The following is a 17347-nucleotide window of genomic DNA, read 5'->3' on the forward strand; positions in this document are numbered from 1 at the left end:
GGCAGGGAACGGCCAGGAACGCCACCAAGGTGCCGCGCGCGCAGGACCCGCGCCATCCGGGCCACCGGCTCACCGCCCTGTTCGACGAGGGCACCACCACGTTCATCAGCGCCGACGACGACTCCGGCATGCTGGCCGCCGTCGGTCGGGTCCACGGATCCCCGGCTGTGGCGTTCTGCTCCGACGCCACCGTGATGGGTGGCGCCATGGGGGACGTCGGGTGCCGGGTCGTCGTCGACGCGTATCACCGCGCCCTCGCCGACGGGGTGCCGATCATTGGCCTGTGGCACTCGGGCGGGGCGAGACTGGCCGAGGGCGTCCTGTCCCTGCACGCGGTCGGGCGCATCTTCCACGCCATGACCCAGGCCTCCGGCAAGATCCCGCAGGTCTCGGTGGTGCTGGGCCCGGCCGCCGGGGGCGCGGCCTACGGACCCGCGCTGACCGACGTGGTGATCCTCGGACCCGAGGGACGGATCTTCGTGACCGGGCCGGACGTGGTCCGCTCGGTCACCGGGGAGGACGTCGACATGCTGCGCCTCGGCGGGCCCGAGCCGCACGGGCGCCGCTCGGGCGTCGTGCACATCCTCACCGACTCCGAGACCGAGGCCCTGGAGCGCGCTCGGGGCATGACCCACCTCCTCGGCACCCAGGGCATGCTGGAGAAGCACGCCGTGGCCGACGTGGACCTGGCTGCCCTGCTGCCGGAGTCGCGCAAGCGCGCCTACGACGTTCACCCCTTGGTGGAGGCGGTCCTGGACGAGGGCACTGCCCAGGAGCTCCACGCGCGCTGGGCGCCCAACATCGTCACGACCCTGGGGCGCTTCGGCGGTCGCACGGTGGGCGTGGTGGCCAACAACCCGCTGCGGCTCGGAGGCTGCCTGGACTCCCTCTCCGCGGAGAAGGCGTCGCGGTTCGTCCGGATGTGCGACGCGTTCGGTGTGCCTCTGATCGTGCTGGTGGACGTCCCGGGATACCTGCCGGGCGTGGGCCAGGAGTGGGACGGCGTGGTACGCCGGGGCGCCAAGCTGCTGCACGCGTTCGCCGAGTGCGTGGTCCCCCGGGTGACCCTGGTGACGCGGAAGAGCTACGGCGGCGCCTACATCGCCATGAACGCCCGCTCGCTGGGCGCCACCCGGGTCCTGGCCTGGCCGGGGGCGGAGGTGGCTGTCATGGGCTCCGTGGCCGCCGTGCGCGTCCTGCACCGACGCAAGCTGGCAGAGGTGTCGGTGGAGATCCGACCGCGCGTGGAGGCCGAGCTGGCAGCCGAGCACGAGACGATCGCCGGCGGCGTGGAGCGGGCCGTGGAGATCGGGGTGGTCGACGAGGTGGTCGAGCCGTCCCGGACCCGCACCGCCATCGCGGAGGCCCTGGAGCGCGAGGTCTCAGCGGCCGGCGTCCGACGCGGGAACCACGGCAACATCCCGCTCTGACGGCCGGCGGTCACCGTGCTGCACGACGGTGACGGCACCGGCCAGGAACGACGTCAAGCCCGCCTCCCGGGACTCGGGAGGCGGGCTTTCGACGTCGGGGGTGCTCTGCCCCTACGCGGTGGTCCAGGTCAGACGACTTGGTGCAGCCACCGGACCGGAGCGCCGTCGCCGGCGTGCCGGAATGACTCCAGCTCGTCGTCCCAGGGCTTGCCCAGCAGCTTGTCGATCTCCAGCAGCATGGTGGTCTCACCCAGAGCGGCCTTGACGACGGCAGCCTTGAGCCGATCCTCGGGAATCATGATGTCCCCGTGCAGACCGGTCACGGCGTGGAAGACGCCGAGCTCGGGGGTGAACGAGTAGCGCGCTCCCTCCGTGGAGGCAGTCGGCTCCTCGGTGATCTCGAAGCGCAGGTGGTTCCAGCCACGCAGGGCAGACGCCACTGCGGCAGCCGACCCCGCAGCGCCGGACCACGACAGCTCGGCACGGTACGTGCCGGGCTGAGCGGGCTGTGGGATCCAGTCCAGGTTCACGACAACGCCAAGCACGCCCCCGACGGCCCACTCGATGTGTGGGCACAACGCGGACGGCGTTGAGTGCACGAACAGAATCCCCCGGGTCCCAGGTCCGTTCGGGCGGGGTGCAGTGCGTGTGGTCACCGTGACCTCCTTCATTCCCGGCGCGAGCTACGCCTTCCCCAGCGGTCTCGAACAATAGGAACGATGGTGCAAGTGACACGTATGTGGTTTGTGAAGCAATTGTGACTGATGAATGGTCACTTTGCCAGCGTTGGTCGTGGCGACACGCCGATCGCCACGACCAACTGCGCCTAGCCCAAGCGACGCTCGAGCGCATCGGCACGCTCGGCGGCGTCGGTGATCTCGTCGGAGTCGATGGCATGCGCCCGGTGGAACCACGCCAGCGCGTCACTCTCCCGGCCGGCGAACTCCAGCGTGTCCGCGTAGGCGTAGCGCAGCCGCACCACCCAGTGCGCTCGGCTCTTCGACAGCAGGGGGGCGAGCTCGAGCGTGCGCAGGGCCGCGTCGAGCTGACCCATGTCACGCCGGGCCCCGGACTCGACCAGGGTCATCTCGGCCTTGGCCTCGGGGGCGAAGTTCGCCACCGAGGGCGACTTGGCGAGCTTGAGTGCCTGCTCGGGCTGACCCAGGGCACGGTGGCAGTCCGCCATGATCGGCAGGTACTCCGTGGCACCGTTCATCCGCTTGGCGGCACGCAGCTCGGCCAGCGCCTCGGCGTAGTGCCCCGCGGCGTACGCCGTCTCCCCCGTCGCCTCGCGTACGACGGCCAGGCGAGACGCCCGGGCGCGAGCCGCGAGACAGTGCTGGTAGGCGGTCTCGGGGTCCTCGTCGATCAGTGATCCGGCGGCCGCGAGGTGTCGGGCCACACGTGCTGCGAGCTTCTCCGGCAGCCCCTTGAGCTGGGCGGTGACGGAACGGTCGAGCTCGGCCCCGGTGATGTCCTCGGGCAACGGCGGACCGTCGTACTCGGCCTGGTCGGTGGTGCGGGGAGCACGCTCCTCACGGTCACGGCGAAACTCCGGGCGCGAGTCGGACCCACGCCCGTCCCGACCGCCACGAGGGGCCGAACGGCCTCCGCGAGAGTCCGGCTTGCCGCCACGGGAGTCAGGCCTGGAGCTGCGGCTCTCAGGCTTCCCGCCACGCGAGTCGGGCTTGCCACCGCGACTCTCGGGCTTGCCGCCACGGGAGTCCGGCCTGGCACCGCCGCGAGCGGGAGGCTTGCTGCCTGAGCGCTCGTCAGACCTGCCACCGGATGAGGGAGTGCCGCCACGACCGGCGGGCTTGCCTCCACGGGCCGGCGGCTTGCCGCCGGTACTCGAACCGCGCGCGGGGCGCTGGCTACGACGTTCCTCGGCCACGAGATCCACCTTCTTGTTCTTCGTCGTTCGCAGGTCAGATGCAGTGAGCATCGACCAAATGGCGCAGAGGCCACCCTAATGGGTGGCCTCTGCGGAGTGTATGTCCGGCGGCGTCCTACTCTCCCACAGCCTCTCGGTTGCAGTACCATCGGCGCTGAAAGGCTTAACTTCCGGGTTCGGGATGGGACCGGGTGTTTCCCTTTCGCTATGGCCGCCGTAACTCTTGTGGTCGACACACCCGAGTTGTTGCAGGGGTGTGGACCAAGTCTTGGTTGGTGTTCGTTGTTCAGTTGTCACAACCTGTTCAAACCCTTGGATGGGTTTGTTGGTTGGGAACTGGTTAGTGGACGCGGGCATTACGTGTGCGCATGAATGGTCTTGTTCAACTCGTAGTGTGAGTGGTTATGTACGATGTTGGGACAAGCCCTCGGCCTATTAGTACCGGTCGGCTAGGCATTACTGCTGTACACCTCCGGCCTATCAACCCAGTGTTCTGCTGGGGGCCTTACCCACTTACGTGGTGGGAAACCTCATCTTGAAACGTGCTTCCCGCTTAGATGCATTCAGCGGTTATCACTTCCGAACGTAGCTAACCAGCCGTGCCCCTGGCGGGACAACTGGCACACCAGAGGTTCGTCCATCCCGGTCCTCTCGTACTAGGGACAGCCTTTCTCAAGTTTCCTGCGCGCGCGGCGGATAGGGACCGAACTGTCTCACGACGTTCTAAACCCAGCTCGCGTGCCGCTTTAATGGGCGAACAGCCCAACCCTTGGGACCTACTCCAGCCCCAGGATGCGACGAGCCGACATCGAGGTGCCAAACCATCCCGTCGATATGGACTCTTGGGGAAGATCAGCCTGTTATCCCCGGGGTACCTTTTATCCGTTGAGCGACGCCGCTTCCACATGCTGGCGCCGGATCACTAGTTCCGACTTTCGTCCCTGCTCGACATGTCTGTCTCACAGTCAAGCTCCCTTGTGCACTTACACTCGCCACCTGATTGCCAACCAGGCTGAGGGAACCTTTGAGCGCCTCCGTTACTCTTTAGGAGGCAACCGCCCCAGTTAAACTACCCATCAGGCACTGTCCCTGATCCGGATTACGGACCTAGGTTAGACATCTAGTACGACCAGAGTGGTATTTCAACGATGACTCCCCAACCACTGGCGTGATCGGTTCACAGTCTCCCACCTATCCTACACAAGCCGAACCAAACACCAATACCAAACTATAGTAAAGGTCCCGGGGTCTTTCCGTCCTGCCGCGCGTAACGAGCATCTTTACTCGTAGTGCAATTTCGCCGAGTCCACGGTTGAGACAGCGCCCAAGTCGTTACTCCATTCGTGCAGGTCGGAACTTACCCGACAAGGAATTTCGCTACCTTAGGATGGTTATAGTTACCACCGCCGTTTACTGGGGCTTAAGTTCTCAGCTTCGAGGAACAAGTTCCTCTAACCGGTCCCCTTAACCTTCCAGCACCGGGCAGGAGTCAGTCCGTATACATCGTCTTACAACTTCGCACGGACCTGTGTTTTTAGTAAACAGTCGCTTGGGCCTGGTCTCTGCGGCCATCACCGCTTCATCACGCAAGGTGAATCACGGATCCGGCCCCCCTTCTCCCGAAGTTACGGGGGCATTTTGCCGAGTTCCTTAACCATGGTTATCTCGATCGCCTTAGTATTCTCTACCTGATCACCTGAGTCGGTTTGGGGTACGGGCGGCGCATAGCTCGCTAGAGGTTTTTCTCGACAGCATAGGATCATCCACTTCCCCCATACGGGGTCCCCATCAGGTCTCAGACATACAGGTGGCGGATTTGCCTACCACCAGTCCTACACCCTTAGCCGTGGACTACCATCGCCACGGTTGGACTGCCTTCCTGCGTCACCCCATCGCTTGACTACTACCAGTTCGGGTCCCACGCTCTGCCACATCGCCTCGCCCCGAAGGGTCCGGTCAACATGGTTTCGGATGGTTAGCATCACCGGGTTCGTCATGGGCGCTATTTTGCCGGTACGGGAATATCAACCCGTTGTCCATCGACTACGCCTGTCGGCCTCGCCTTAGGTCCCGACTTACCCAGGGCAGATTAGCTTGACCCTGGAACCCTTGATCATTCGGCGGAAGAGTTTCTCGCTCTTCATTCGCTACTCATGCCTGCATTCTCACTCGTGTCGCGTCCACAACTGGATCACTCCGCTGCTTCACTCGCGACACGACGCTCCCCTACCCATCCACACACCTGAACCACGAAGGCTGAGTTATATATGTGAATGCCATAGCTTCGGCGGATGACTTGAGCCCCGCTACATTGTCGGCGCGGAATCACTTGACCAGTGAGCTATTACGCACTCTTTCAAGGGTGGCTGCTTCCAAGCCAACCTCCTGGTTGTCAATGCGACTCCACATCCTTTTCCACTTAGTCACCGCTTAGGGGCCTTAGCTGATGGTCTGGGCTGTTTCCCTCTCGACTACGGAGCTTATCCCCCGCAGTCTCACTGCCGCGCTCTCACTTACCGGCATTCGGAGTTTGGCTAACGTCAGTAACCTTGTAGGGCCCATTAGCTATCCAGTGCTCTACCTCCGGCAAGAAACACGCGACGCTGCACCTAAATGCATTTCGGGGAGAACCAGCTATCACGGAGTTTGATTGGCCTTTCACCCCTATCCACAGGTCATCCCCTCAGTTTTCAACCTAAGTGGGTTCGGTCCTCCACGCGGTCTTACCCGCGCTTCAACCTGCCCATGGATAGATCACTCCGCTTCGGGTCTTGATCGTGCTACTAAGTAGCCCTATTCGGACTCGCTTTCGCTACGGCTACCCCACACGGGTTAACCTCGCAACACAACGCAAACTCGCAGGCTCATTCTTCAAAAGGCACGCCGTCACAACCCACAAGGGATCGCTCCGACGGATTGTAGGCACACGGTTTCAGGTACTATTTCACTCCCCGCCAGGGGTACTTTTCACCTTTCCCTCACGGTACTTGTCCGCTATCGGTCACCAAGGAGTATTTAGGCTTAACGGGTGGTCCCGCCAGATTCACACGGAATTTCAGGGGTTCCGTGTTACTTGGGGTCACGCTCCAGAGCTCATCGCTTACGTCTACGGGGCTATCACCCTCTACGGCCCCACTTTCCAATGGGCTTCGACTTCACCATGAGTTTCTTACTCTGTACCTCACCGGCAGATAAGGTTGAACGGCCCCACAACCCCATGACTGCAACCCCTGCCGGGTATCACACAGCCATGGTTTGGCCTCATCCGATTTCGCTCGCCACTACTCTCGGAATCACTGTTGTTTTCTCTTCCTGTGGGTACTGAGATGTTTCACTTCCCCACGTTCCCTCCACTCACCCTATGTGTTCAGGTGAGGGTAACTGGACATGACTCCAGCTGGGTTTCCCCATTCGGACACCCCCGGATCACAGCTCGGTTGCCAACTCCCCGGGGCTTATCGCAGGCTCCTACGTCCTTCATCGGCTCTTGGTGCCAAGGCATCCACCGTGTGCCCTTCATAGCTTGTCTCAACAACGTCAAAACAACTCAACTACAAAGACCACAACCACCCGCGCACCCAATCAAAGCGCACGAGCAGTCATTCTCATAAAAATCACACAAGACACCCACCAATAAGTTCTCAAAAGAACCAGGCGGGCATCAGATGCTCGCGTCCACTATCCAGATCTCAAACAACAACCCCACCAACCCCCACACCCCGACTCACGTCCGGGCACGGGCAAAGGGAGGAACACCAAGGAAACCAGACTCTCATCTGATCCCTCAGGACCCAACAGTGTGTCAAACCCACCCACCAACACCAGCCACCCACGTTCCACGCCCCCACCAAGCACCCCGAAAGGCACCCAGCAGGAACAGTACTGAGGACGACCAGCCCCAACGGGCAGACCTTCATCGACGATTCCACTAGTGAACACCACCATGCGCCCCCACACGAACGGTGAGGGTCGGGGCGTGTGCTCCTTAGAAAGGAGGTGATCCAGCCGCACCTTCCGGTACGGCTACCTTGTTACGACTTCGTCCCAATCGCCAGCCCCACCTTCGACGGCTCCCTCCACAAGGGTTGGGCCACCGGCTTCGGGTGTTGCCGACTTTCGTGACGTGACGGGCGGTGTGTACAAGGCCCGGGAACGTATTCACCGCAGCGTTGCTGATCTGCGATTACTAGCGACTCCGACTTCATGGGGTCGAGTTGCAGACCCCAATCCGAACTGAGACCGGCTTTTTGGGATTCGCTCCGCCTTACAGCATCGCAGCCCTTTGTACCGGCCATTGTAGCATGCGTGAAGCCCTGGACATAAGGGGCATGATGACTTGACGTCATCCCCACCTTCCTCCGAGTTGACCCCGGCAGTCTCCTATGAGTCCCCACCATTACGTGCTGGCAACATAGAACGAGGGTTGCGCTCGTTGCGGGACTTAACCCAACATCTCACGACACGAGCTGACGACAGCCATGCACCACCTGTATACCGACTAAAAGGGGCTCTATCTCTAGAGCTTTCCGGCATATGTCAAACCCAGGTAAGGTTCTTCGCGTTGCATCGAATTAATCCGCATGCTCCGCCGCTTGTGCGGGCCCCCGTCAATTCCTTTGAGTTTTAGCCTTGCGGCCGTACTCCCCAGGCGGGGCGCTTAATGCGTTAGCTGCGGCACGGAACCCATGGAATAGGCCCCACACCTAGCGCCCAACGTTTACGGTGTGGACTACCAGGGTATCTAATCCTGTTCGCTCCCCACACTTTCGCTCCTCAGCGTCAGGTAATGCCCAGAGAACCGCCTTCGCCACCGGTGTTCCTCCTGATATCTGCGCATTTCACCGCTACACCAGGAATTCCGTTCTCCCCTGCATACCTCTAGTCTGCCCGTATCGGAAGCCAGCTCAGAGTTAAGCCCTGAGTTTTCACTCCCGACGCGACAAACCGCCTACGAGCCCTTTACGCCCAATAATTCCGGACAACGCTCGCACCCTACGTATTACCGCGGCTGCTGGCACGTAGTTGGCCGGTGCTTCTTCTGTACCTACCGTCACTCTCGCTTCGTCGGTACTGAAAGAGGTTTACAACCCGAAGGCAGTCATCCCTCACGCGGCGTTGCTGGATCAGGCTTTCGCCCATTGTCCAATATTCCCCACTGCTGCCTCCCGTAGGAGTCTGGGCCGTGTCTCAGTCCCAGTGTGGCCGGTCACCCTCTCAGGCCGGCTACCCGTCGAAGCCTTGGTGAGCCATTACCTCACCAACAAGCTGATAGGCCGCGAGCACATCCTTCACCGCCAGAACTTTCCACCGAACCACATGCATGATCCGGTCATATCCGGTATTAGCCACCGTTTCCGGTAGTTATCCCAAAGTGAAGGGCAGATTACTCACGTGTTACTCACCCGTTCGCCGCTCGTGTACCCCCGAAAGGGCCTTACCGCTCGACTTGCATGTGTTAAGCACGCCGCCAGCGTTCGTCCTGAGCCAGGATCAAACTCTCCATTGAAAAACAAACCCCACAACCACACAAGTGCAGCCACGGGAAAAGAAGAGCCAAATCTCTGACAACAACAAACCCTGACAAAAATGTCAGAAATTATCGTCATACAAAGAAACCACCAACAAAACATCCCGAAAGATCAATGTTGACGGGGCATAACAAACTAATTCGTCGACTATGACACACTGTTGAGTTCTCAAGGATCAAACGCGTCCCGGGCTCTTCCCTCTCGGGTCAAGCTGCGGGGCTTGTGTTCTTATCTTAGCGGACTTTCTTTCCCGAAGCAATTCGGGGCTTTTCCGCTAATGGCTTTCCGAGATATTCGCTTTCGCGTTTCTCTCTTCGACCCGGCGAAACTTAGCGGGCGTTTGAGCCAGACGCAAATCCGGCCTTTTCCCGCATTCCTGCGCACAATTTCCGTCCGATTCCTACGAGGCCGCTAGCGCGCGCACTCGCCAACCTCGGACCGAGGTGTGTGAGGAGGTGGTCTGCCCAGGGCCGGGAGCCCGACCTGATGGTCTTGCTCCCCGCCGCTCCCTGGCGACGAGGTGAAACATTAGGTGACCACCCGGGGCTGCGCAAATCCATCCGGTGTGAGTGCGGCCACAAGTGTGTTTGCGCAGGTCAGAGGTGGGTAGAGCGCTGATCCGTCGTTTGTCCGGGGCGCTCAGGTCGCGCGCACGCCCGCGATCTTCTTCTTGCCCCGGCGCAGCACCAGCCAGGCGCCGCCCAGCAGGTCGGCCTCACTCGGGATCAGGTCTGGGTCCTCGACCCTCACGTTGTTCACGTAGGCGCCGCCCTCGGCGATGGTGCGGCGTGCCTCCCCCTTGCTCTTGGCCAGCCCCGACCCGACCAGCAGGTCCACCACCGACGGCATCTGAGCAGCCTCGACCTCGAGAACCCCGACCTCCGCCAGCGCGCCAGCCAGGCTTCCAGCGTTCAACGTCGTCAGCTCCCCGCCTCCGAACAGCGCGGCGGCCGCAGCCTTGGCACCCGCCGTCTCGCCCGCCCCGTGCACCAGCGTGGTGACCTCGTCGGCCAGGGCCTTCTGAGCTGCACGGAGGAACGGCTTCTCCGCCGTCTGCGCCGCCAGGTCCTCGATCTCCCCGTGCTCGAGGAAGGTGAACAGCTTCAGCAGCTCCACCACCTTCTCGTCCTCCACGTTCAGCCAGAACTGGTGGAACGCGTAGGGCGACATCATGTCCGGGTCGAGCCAGAGGGCACCTCCCTCCGTCTTGCCGTACTTGGTGCCGTCGGCCTTCGTCACCAACGGCGTGACGAACGCGTGCACCCGATCGCCGTCCGCACGGCGGATCAGCTCCACTCCCCCGGTGATGTTGCCCCACTGGTCCGAGCCCCCGATCTGCAGCTCGACCCCGTGGGCACGATGCAGGTGGAGGTAGTCCATGGACTGCAGGAGGACGTAGCTGAACTCGGTGTAGCTGATGCCGTCCTCGAGGCGGTTGCGCACCACGTCGCGCGCCAGCATCCGGTTGACCGGGAAGTGCTTGCCGATGTCTCGCAGGAACTCGATCGCCGACACCCCGGCGGTCCAGTCGAGGTTGTTGACCATGGTGGCGGCGTTGTCCCCCTCGAAGGAGACGAACGGCTCGACCTGACCGCGCACCCGCTCGGTCCAGGCCTGCACGGTCTCCTCAGGATTCAGGGTCCGCTCTCCGGAGTCGCGGGGATCACCGATCATCCCGGTCGCGCCGCCCACGAGCACGAAGGGAGTGTGCCCCGCGCGCTGCAGGCGCAGCAGTGTCACGATCTGCAGCAGGTTGCCCATGTGCAGGCTCGGAGCGGTCGGGTCGAACCCCACGTAGAACCTGACACTGCGCTCCCCGAGCGCCGACCGCAGCGCGTCGAGGTCCGTCGAGTGCGCGACCAGGCCGCGCCACTCGAGATCGTCCAGGATGTTGGCGCTCGCCACGGTGAGTCCCTTTCAGTGCATCGTTCAGTGCTTGCTTCAGTGCGTGGTCCGGAGCCGTCCGGGACGGCGTACCCAGCCTGCCAGATGTGCCCCGTCTCCTGGCACCTGCCTAGGGTGGCGGTTGTGATGGCAGGCAGGTACGTCCTCGAGCGCGAGATCGCCCGCGGTGGCATGGGCGCGGTCTGGTTGGGTCGCGACACGGTCCTGGACCGGGTGGTCGCTCTCAAGCGGGTCGGCATGGTCCCCGGAGGCTCGACCCCCGATCTGGCCCGGGCGGAGCGCGAAGCCAGGCTTGCCGCCGCACTGAGCCACCCGCACGTCGTCGCCGTGTTCGACCTGGTGGCCGACGGCCCCGAGCACTGGCTGGTGATGGAGTACGTCCCGGGGGCCAGTCTCGCCGAGGTGATCCGGCGGGACGGACCGCTGCCTGCGGAACGGGCCGCGGCCCTGCTGGCCCAGACCGCCGACGCGCTCACTGCTGCCCACGGGGTGGGGATCGTGCACCGGGACGTGAAGCCGTCGAACATCCTGGTCACCGCGCAGGACGAGGCGAAGCTGACCGACTTCGGGATTGCCCGTGCCGAGGCGGACGCCTCTCTGACACAGACCGGACTGGTCACGGGCTCACCTGCCTATCTCTCCCCGGAGGTCGCCTCGGGGAGCTCGGCCACGCCGGCCAGTGACGTGTGGGCCCTGGGCGCGACCCTGTTCCACGCCCTCGCCGGCCGGCCGCCGTACGACGCGAGCGACAACGTGCTGGGGGCGATGTACCAGATCGTCCACGAGACGCCCCCGAGGCTCCCCGACGCTGGGTGGCTGGGACCCCTGCTGGAGCACACGATGGCGACCGACCCGGCTGACCGTTGGTCCATGACCCAGGTGCGCGACTTCCTGCACGACGGGGAGCAGCGTGCGGTACCCGGCCCGACGAGGACGCTTCCCGCAGTCGCGCCCCAGCCCGCGCCGAGCCCGGGCTCGGGGTCGGGGTACACCACGGCCGTCCCGCCGGTCACGTCCGGTACCACGGCGCCGCGCGCGCGGTCGAGGTGGCCGGTGCTCGCCGCTTTCGTCGCGCTGCTCGCCGTGGGCGTCCTGGCGTTCTCGGTGGGCCTGCTCTCCTCGGCCGAGGAGGACCAGGATCCGCCGTCGGCGCAGACCACGGGCGCCCCGGAGGCCTCGCCGGTCACGGGGTCGCCGTCGGCGTCCACCTCGCCGTCCGCCTCGGCAACGCCCGCGTCCTCCGCGGAGGTGGCGCAGGAGATGGAGTCGTTCGTGGCCGACTACCTCAGCACCGTCACCCAGGACCCCAAGACCAGCTGGCAGCAGCTGACCCCGGAGTTCCAGAAGGCGAGCGGGGGCTTCGGCCAGTACAAGAACTTCTGGCGCACCGTCGCCGCCGCGACCGTGTCCCAGGTGCAGGCCGACCCGGAGAGCTCCACGGTGACCTACACCGTGACCTACGACATGGTCGACGGCGGACAGCGCACGGACAACCCCACCCTCAAGCTGCTGCGTGAGGGGTCCGGCTACAAGATCCTGAGCGAGGCCTGACTACCAGGTACGGACCCAGACACAGTGCTTCTGGGCACGCAGGCGCTCCAGTGATGCCTCGGAGAGCTGGCTCGCCGCGTCGGTGACGACGTAGCCGAGGTCGCCACGCGTGGCCAGCTGCTGTCCGGTGACGTTGTCACCCTCGGAGGCAAGCATGGAGTTGAACTCCGCCAGCACTCCCGGGACGTTGGCGTGCAGGATGCCGATCCGGTGCTCGGAGACCTCGGGCGTCACGTTGACCACGGGCAGGTTGACCGAGAGCGCGGTGCTGCCGGCTTGGGCGAAGCTCACCAGCTTGCCCGCGACGAACCAGCCGATCTCCTCCTGGGCCTCCTGGGTCGACCCACCCACGTGCGGGGTCAGGATCACGTTGTCCAGCCCCCGCAGCACTGACTCGAAGGGCTCCCCCTGGGCCTTGGGCTCGACGGGGAAGACATCGATCGCGGCACCCGCGATGTGTCCGGACAGCAGGTTGTCGCGCAGCGCCAGGTCGTCGACGACCATGCCCCGTGAGGCGTTGATGAACAGGGCGCGCGGCTTCATGGCCGCGAACTGCTCGGCCCCGAAGAAGCCCTCGTTGCCGAGCCGGCCGTCCACGTGCAGGCTGACCACGTCGGCCACGGACAGCAGCTCCTTCAGGGAACGCATCCGCTGGGCGTTGCCGTGGGCGGGTCGGTCAGCGGTGTCGAAGAAGACCACGCGCATCCCCATGGCCTCGGCGAGGTTGGACAGCTGGGTGCCGATGTTGCCGTAGCCCACGATGCCCAGGGTCCGACCCCGCACCTCGTGGCTGCCACGGGCCGACTTGTCCCAGACGCCGTCGTGCATGCGCTGGATCTTCTCCGGGAGGCGCCGGGCCAGGGCGATGATCTCCCCGATCACCAGCTCCACCACGCTGCGGGTGTTGGAGTACGGCGCGTTGAAGACCGCGACGCCACGCTCCGAGGCCGTGCGCAGGTCGACCTGGTTGGTGCCGATGCAGAAGCAGCCGATGGCCATCAGCTCGGGCGCGGCCGCCAGCACCTGGGCCGTCACCTTGGTGTTCGAACGGATGCCGAGCAGGGCCACGCCCTCCAGGGCGTCGATCAGCTCCGCCTCCGAGAGGGACTCGGACCGCAGCTCGACCTCCAGACCTCGACTCTCGAGCACGTCGACGGCGGCAGGGTGGATGTTCTCCAGGAGCAGGGCCTTCATACGGCCACACTATGCGTTGTCCCTGGGCGACTCGCGCCGAGTCCGCAGTAAGGCCACACAGGTGACCTGCACTGCGTGGTGGGGCGGGTGGGGCTCGAACCCACGACCCAAGGATTATGAGTCCTCTGCTCTAACCGACTGAGCTACCGCCCCCGTGACATCGCAGACCCTATCGAGCAGCACCGCGCCGGCGTCGAAGCGGTGGGCAGCGTCGCCGTGACGTGCCATGCTCCACAGCATGGAGCCTGACAAGCTGGTGCCGCTGGCCGAGGACTGGAACCGGGCGCTGTGCGTCGTCGCCCACCCGGACGACATGGAGTTCGGAGCCGCGGCCGCCGTCGCCCGCTGGACAGCGCAGGGCAAGGAGGTCGTCTACTGCATGGTGACCAGCGGAGAAGCCGGCATCGACGGGCTGGCACCGGAGGACTGCCGCCTCGTCCGCGAGCGCGAGCAGGTCGAGTCGGCGCGGATCGTCGGCGTCGACAAGGTCGACTTCCTCGGCCTTCCCGACGGTGTCCTGGAGTACGGCGTCGCGCTGAGGCGCGCCATCGCCGCACCGGTGCGTCAGCACCAGCCGGACATCGTGATCACCGGCAATTTCCGCGACACCTGGGGTGGGCGCAACCTCAACCAGGCCGATCACATCGCCGTGGGCCGCGCCGTGCTGGACGCCGTACGCGACGCGGGCAACCGGTGGGTCTTCCACGACCAGATCGAGCAAGGCCTGCTGCCGTGGGGCGGTGTCCGCGACGTGTGGGCGTTCGGCTCCCCGCAGGCCGGTCACGGCGTGGACACCACCGACCACTTCGATGCCGGCGTCGCCTCGCTCGAGGCCCACGCGGCGTACATCGACGGGCTGGGGTGGGAGAACTGGGACGCCAGGGAGTTCCTCGAGGGCATGGCGCGCGGAGCCGGCACCCGGCTGGGAGCCTCGTTCGCGGCGCCGTTCGAGGTCTTCCCCATGGGCTGGGGCGAGTAGCACCGACCTGCCTACGGGGCGCTGGCCAGCAGCTCCGCCGGAATCCACTCCTCCACCAGCGCCCATCGTCCGGGCCGAAGCTGAGCGGAGTAGACCACCCGCCCCTCCCACCGTCCGCGGGCACCCTGGCGCCATTCCAGCAGGAGTCCGGGGCGGGCACGCGGACCGTCCACCGGCACCGTGACCCAGCAGTGCCGCCCCGGGCGCCCGGCCGTGTCCTCACCTTCGCCGTCGCCTCGGGAGCGCTCGGGGGAGCCGTCGGCGAGGGGGCCGCCGGGTCCGAGCGCACCCGGTCGCTCAGCGGGACTCCGCTGCCCGTTCCGTATCCGCCTCTTGCCACCAATCCATTAGAACATGTGTTCGAACGTGAGTGGCGGGCGGTCAGGAGGCCGAGGCGTACCTGGCGGCGTACTCCCCCGTGGTCGCGTCGAAGAACGCGTACTTCACGCCCTTGACGCTGCGGATCGTGGTCTCGACGCGCTCCCCGTCCCGGGCGAGCTCCAACAGCTCACCACCCAGCGCTCGGACCGGCAGCATGCCGCGCAGCATCTCCTCGGCACGAGGGTCGGCCACCACCGAGAAGGTCATCTCGTCCTTGCTCCAGCGCAGGTCTGAGAACCGGGAGGCATAGCGTCCGTCGACCCAGTCCAGGAGCTGCTGCCCGGAGACCATCGGAACCCCACGTTCCAGGGCTACGGCGATGACCTCGGACTGGAACGAGGTGGAGAAGTCGATGTGCGTGCCGAAGGCGCCGTAGTACTCCTCGGGACCTTGGGCCCGGTCGATCAGCTCCTCCACCGCTGTCGGGTCGCCGGCGAAGACCTCGTCGACCAGGTGGGTGGGCTGCTGGAAGACGTTGAGGAGACCTCCGTCGAGGTCGCTGAACCTCATCGGCAACCCGGAGCCGGTCATGAAGCCCGGCCGTCCGGCGACCCAGTCTCCGGGCCAGTAGTAGTAGTTCATGTCCAGCCGCACCCCCCAGGCCCGCTCCACGGTCGGTTGGGTGAGGTAGTCGGTCCACACGATGCAGTGCAACCGGCTCCCGTGCTGTGCTGGCAGGGACGGGTACGCCGCCCGGAAGGCCCGCAGGCTGGCCCCGAACGCTTGGTCCAGCGAGCTGGCAGACCAGTTCTCGCAGTGCGTCGTGACGTGGGCGCCGAGGTCGAACCCCTCGTCGACGTAGGCGCTCGCCTCGGCCGGGGAGAGCCCGGCGTCGGGATAGAGCCACGACGTGGCGCGCGGACACTCCCAGCGGTCGGTGTCGCAGCCCTCGGGCGCCGCGTCCCGGAGCGCCTTGAAGAAGTCCGCGGTGCCGGTGGGTGTTCCGTGGTCGTCCGCGGCCATCACCAGCACCGCCTCGGCGTCGTCGGGGAAGTACCACAGACGGGGCAGGGGCGCGTCTTGGGCGGTGAGGCCGCCCATCACGTTGGTGAGCAGCCGCATCAGCTCGTCCGCGTGCGGGACCTCGGCGTGGTCCAGGTCGACGAAGTCGGTACCGGTGTCGTCCTCCGCGGGGCCGAAGAACAGGTCGTTGGTCCGCACCGGGGCGCGATCGTCCCGGTCCTGGCCGACCCACTCGGGATTCCCCTGACGGGTGAGCACCACCGACCGCGCCAGGTCGAACGCGAAGCCCGCCACCCTGCCCCTGCCTGCGTCCCGCAGGGTGAGCGCGGGGCTGCCGCCGCTGTCGGGGACCAGCGAGGCCTCGACCTCGACGTCCGGTGCCACGTCGATCCCGTCGACGGCGCCGTGCACCCGCAGCGGGACCGCGCCCCACGCCGGGTCGTCGACCTCGAGCAGGGCCCCGTCCCGGACGGGGCCCGCGCGCCGCTGCCCCGCCAGCTCGGCCAGCTCCCCCCGCGGGCGTACGACGACCAGCCGGCCGCCCGCCTCGACCCAGGCCCGGACCATGCTCGAACGCGACCGCCCGGGGTCTCCGGAGAGCACCAGGAGCTCGTGGTCCGCCAGCAGGGCCGGGGTGATCCGGGAGCGGTCGACCGTGGTGAAGCTCGTGAAGCCCTCGGCGCGCAGCATCTCGGCGTAGAAGTCGTCGGTCGTGTCCGACTCCGAGAGCGCCAGCAGGATCGGGCCCGCGCCACCGTCGGTCAACGGCTTCCTGCGTGGCACCGTGAAGCTCCACTCCTCGCGCTCCAGCACCCCTGGCAGTGCCAGGACCGCGGTGTAGGAGCCGGGCCCGAGCTCCTCCAGCGGCCGCAGCTCCGCGGAGGTGGCCGCCTCGGAGACGCGCAGCGCCGAGGCCACGGACGCGCCCGAGTCGTCGCGGAGGGAGAAGTCCAGGTCCCGGGCGTCCTCGTCGAGCGGCTTGTCGAACACGACGAAGACCGGGGACGAGGCGGGCACCGTCTCCGCGCCGTCGGCGGGGAAGTGGCTGACTGCCCGCGGCGGCCGTGACCGAGCACCGGCCAGGGCGAAGACGAGCATCGCCACGACGAGGGCGCCGACGCAGGCCAGCACCAGCCAGCGACGTGCCCCTGGTGCCAAGACGTTCCTCCGTGATCGCGCCACCCGCCAGCGGCCGTGCCCCGAAGGGCAGCCTAGCGACGCGACAGGGGCCCGGCCGGGCGTCTCGCAACGGGTGCCCGATGGACCAGACCGCTCGTCGCGCGCCTTCCAGCGGACCCAGTGGACTCAGTGCCACCGAAAGGAAGAGGGCCTGACCCGCGTTTCCGCAGGTCAGGCCCTCTCTCTTGCTCCCCCGGTTGGACTCGAACCAACAACCCTCCGGTTAACAGCCGAATGCTCTGCCAGTTGAGCTACAGGGGATCAGCCGCCCTTGCGGGCAGCGGAGAGAAGATTAGCAACTGTCGCGCTGGGCGGGCTAATCGGGCCTGCTCAGCGGGGCGGC

The 17347-nt window shown here is 65.6% G+C and carries 8 protein-coding genes, 2 tRNA genes and 3 rRNA genes; 3 read left to right on the forward strand and 10 right to left on the reverse strand.

Translation table 11 applies throughout. The annotated features are described in order from the left end of the window. The first annotated feature begins 29 nt into the window (after positions 1-29). A complete protein-coding gene (locus C0R66_RS11580) occupies positions 30-1430 on the forward strand; it encodes an acyl-CoA carboxylase subunit beta (RefSeq protein WP_199286653.1) in 1401 nt (466 codons plus the stop codon). Positions 1431-1558: 128 nt separating this feature from the next. On the opposite strand, the gene C0R66_RS11585 is transcribed toward C0R66_RS11580, so the two are convergent. From C0R66_RS11585 to tyrS, 6 genes are all read right to left on the reverse strand, one after another. Next, positions 1559-2101, reverse strand: a complete 543-nt coding sequence (locus C0R66_RS11585) for a DUF3145 domain-containing protein (RefSeq protein ID WP_101524819.1) — start codon at positions 2099-2101, stop codon at positions 1559-1561. A gap of 155 nt (positions 2102-2256) precedes the next feature. Beyond that, positions 2257-2916, reverse strand: a complete 660-nt coding sequence (locus C0R66_RS19520; protein WP_240311670.1) for a hypothetical protein — start codon at positions 2914-2916, stop codon at positions 2257-2259. Positions 2917-3426: 510 nt separating this feature from the next. Further along, positions 3427-3543, reverse strand: a 5S ribosomal RNA gene (rrf, locus tag C0R66_RS11595). 196 nt (positions 3544-3739) lie between these two features. Then, a 23S ribosomal RNA gene (locus C0R66_RS11600) occupies positions 3740-6853 on the reverse strand. A 460-nt stretch (positions 6854-7313) separates the two neighbouring features. Next, positions 7314-8830: ribosomal RNA gene (locus tag C0R66_RS11605) — 16S ribosomal RNA — on the reverse strand. The 16S, 23S and 5S rRNA genes sit together here, the layout of an rRNA operon. Positions 8831-9491: 661 nt before the next feature. Beyond that, complete coding sequence (tyrS, locus tag C0R66_RS11610) at positions 9492-10757, reverse strand: tyrosine--tRNA ligase (RefSeq protein ID WP_101524821.1); 1266 nt, start codon at positions 10755-10757, stop codon at positions 9492-9494. A gap of 126 nt (positions 10758-10883) precedes the next feature. Between tyrS and C0R66_RS11615 the strand changes: the two genes are divergently transcribed. Beyond that, the gene (locus tag C0R66_RS11615) at positions 10884-12308 is read left to right on the forward strand and encodes a serine/threonine-protein kinase (protein ID WP_241901668.1); all 1425 of its coding nucleotides are present in this window, start codon (positions 10884-10886) and stop codon (positions 12306-12308) included. Here the strand turns inward: C0R66_RS11615 and serA are convergent, their stop codons facing one another. Then, positions 12309-13502 (reverse strand): phosphoglycerate dehydrogenase, encoded by a 1194-nt coding sequence (serA, locus tag C0R66_RS11620; protein ID WP_101524823.1) that lies wholly within the window; start codon positions 13500-13502, stop codon positions 12309-12311. A gap of 76 nt (positions 13503-13578) precedes the next feature. Beyond that, positions 13579-13655, reverse strand: a tRNA-Ile gene (locus tag C0R66_RS11625). Positions 13656-13740: 85 nt separating this feature from the next. Here C0R66_RS11625 and C0R66_RS11630 point away from each other — a divergent pair. Beyond that, positions 13741-14481 carry a PIG-L deacetylase family protein gene (locus C0R66_RS11630; RefSeq protein ID WP_101526213.1) on the forward strand — a complete coding sequence of 247 codons (741 nt, stop codon included), beginning with the start codon at positions 13741-13743 and terminating at the stop codon, positions 14479-14481. Between the two features lie 381 nt (positions 14482-14862). On the opposite strand, the gene C0R66_RS11635 is transcribed toward C0R66_RS11630, so the two are convergent. Both C0R66_RS11635 and C0R66_RS11640 read right to left on the reverse strand, forming a co-directional pair. Further along, a complete protein-coding gene (locus tag C0R66_RS11635; protein ID WP_158648015.1) occupies positions 14863-16983 on the reverse strand; it encodes an Ig-like domain-containing protein in 2121 nt (706 codons plus the stop codon). Positions 16984-17192: 209 nt separating this feature from the next. After that, a tRNA-Asn gene (locus C0R66_RS11640) sits at positions 17193-17265 on the reverse strand. Positions 17266-17347: the final 82 nt, after the last annotated feature.

The organism is Nocardioides houyundeii (assembly GCF_002865585.1).
Taxonomy (GTDB): domain Bacteria; phylum Actinomycetota; class Actinomycetes; order Propionibacteriales; family Nocardioidaceae; genus Nocardioides; species Nocardioides houyundeii.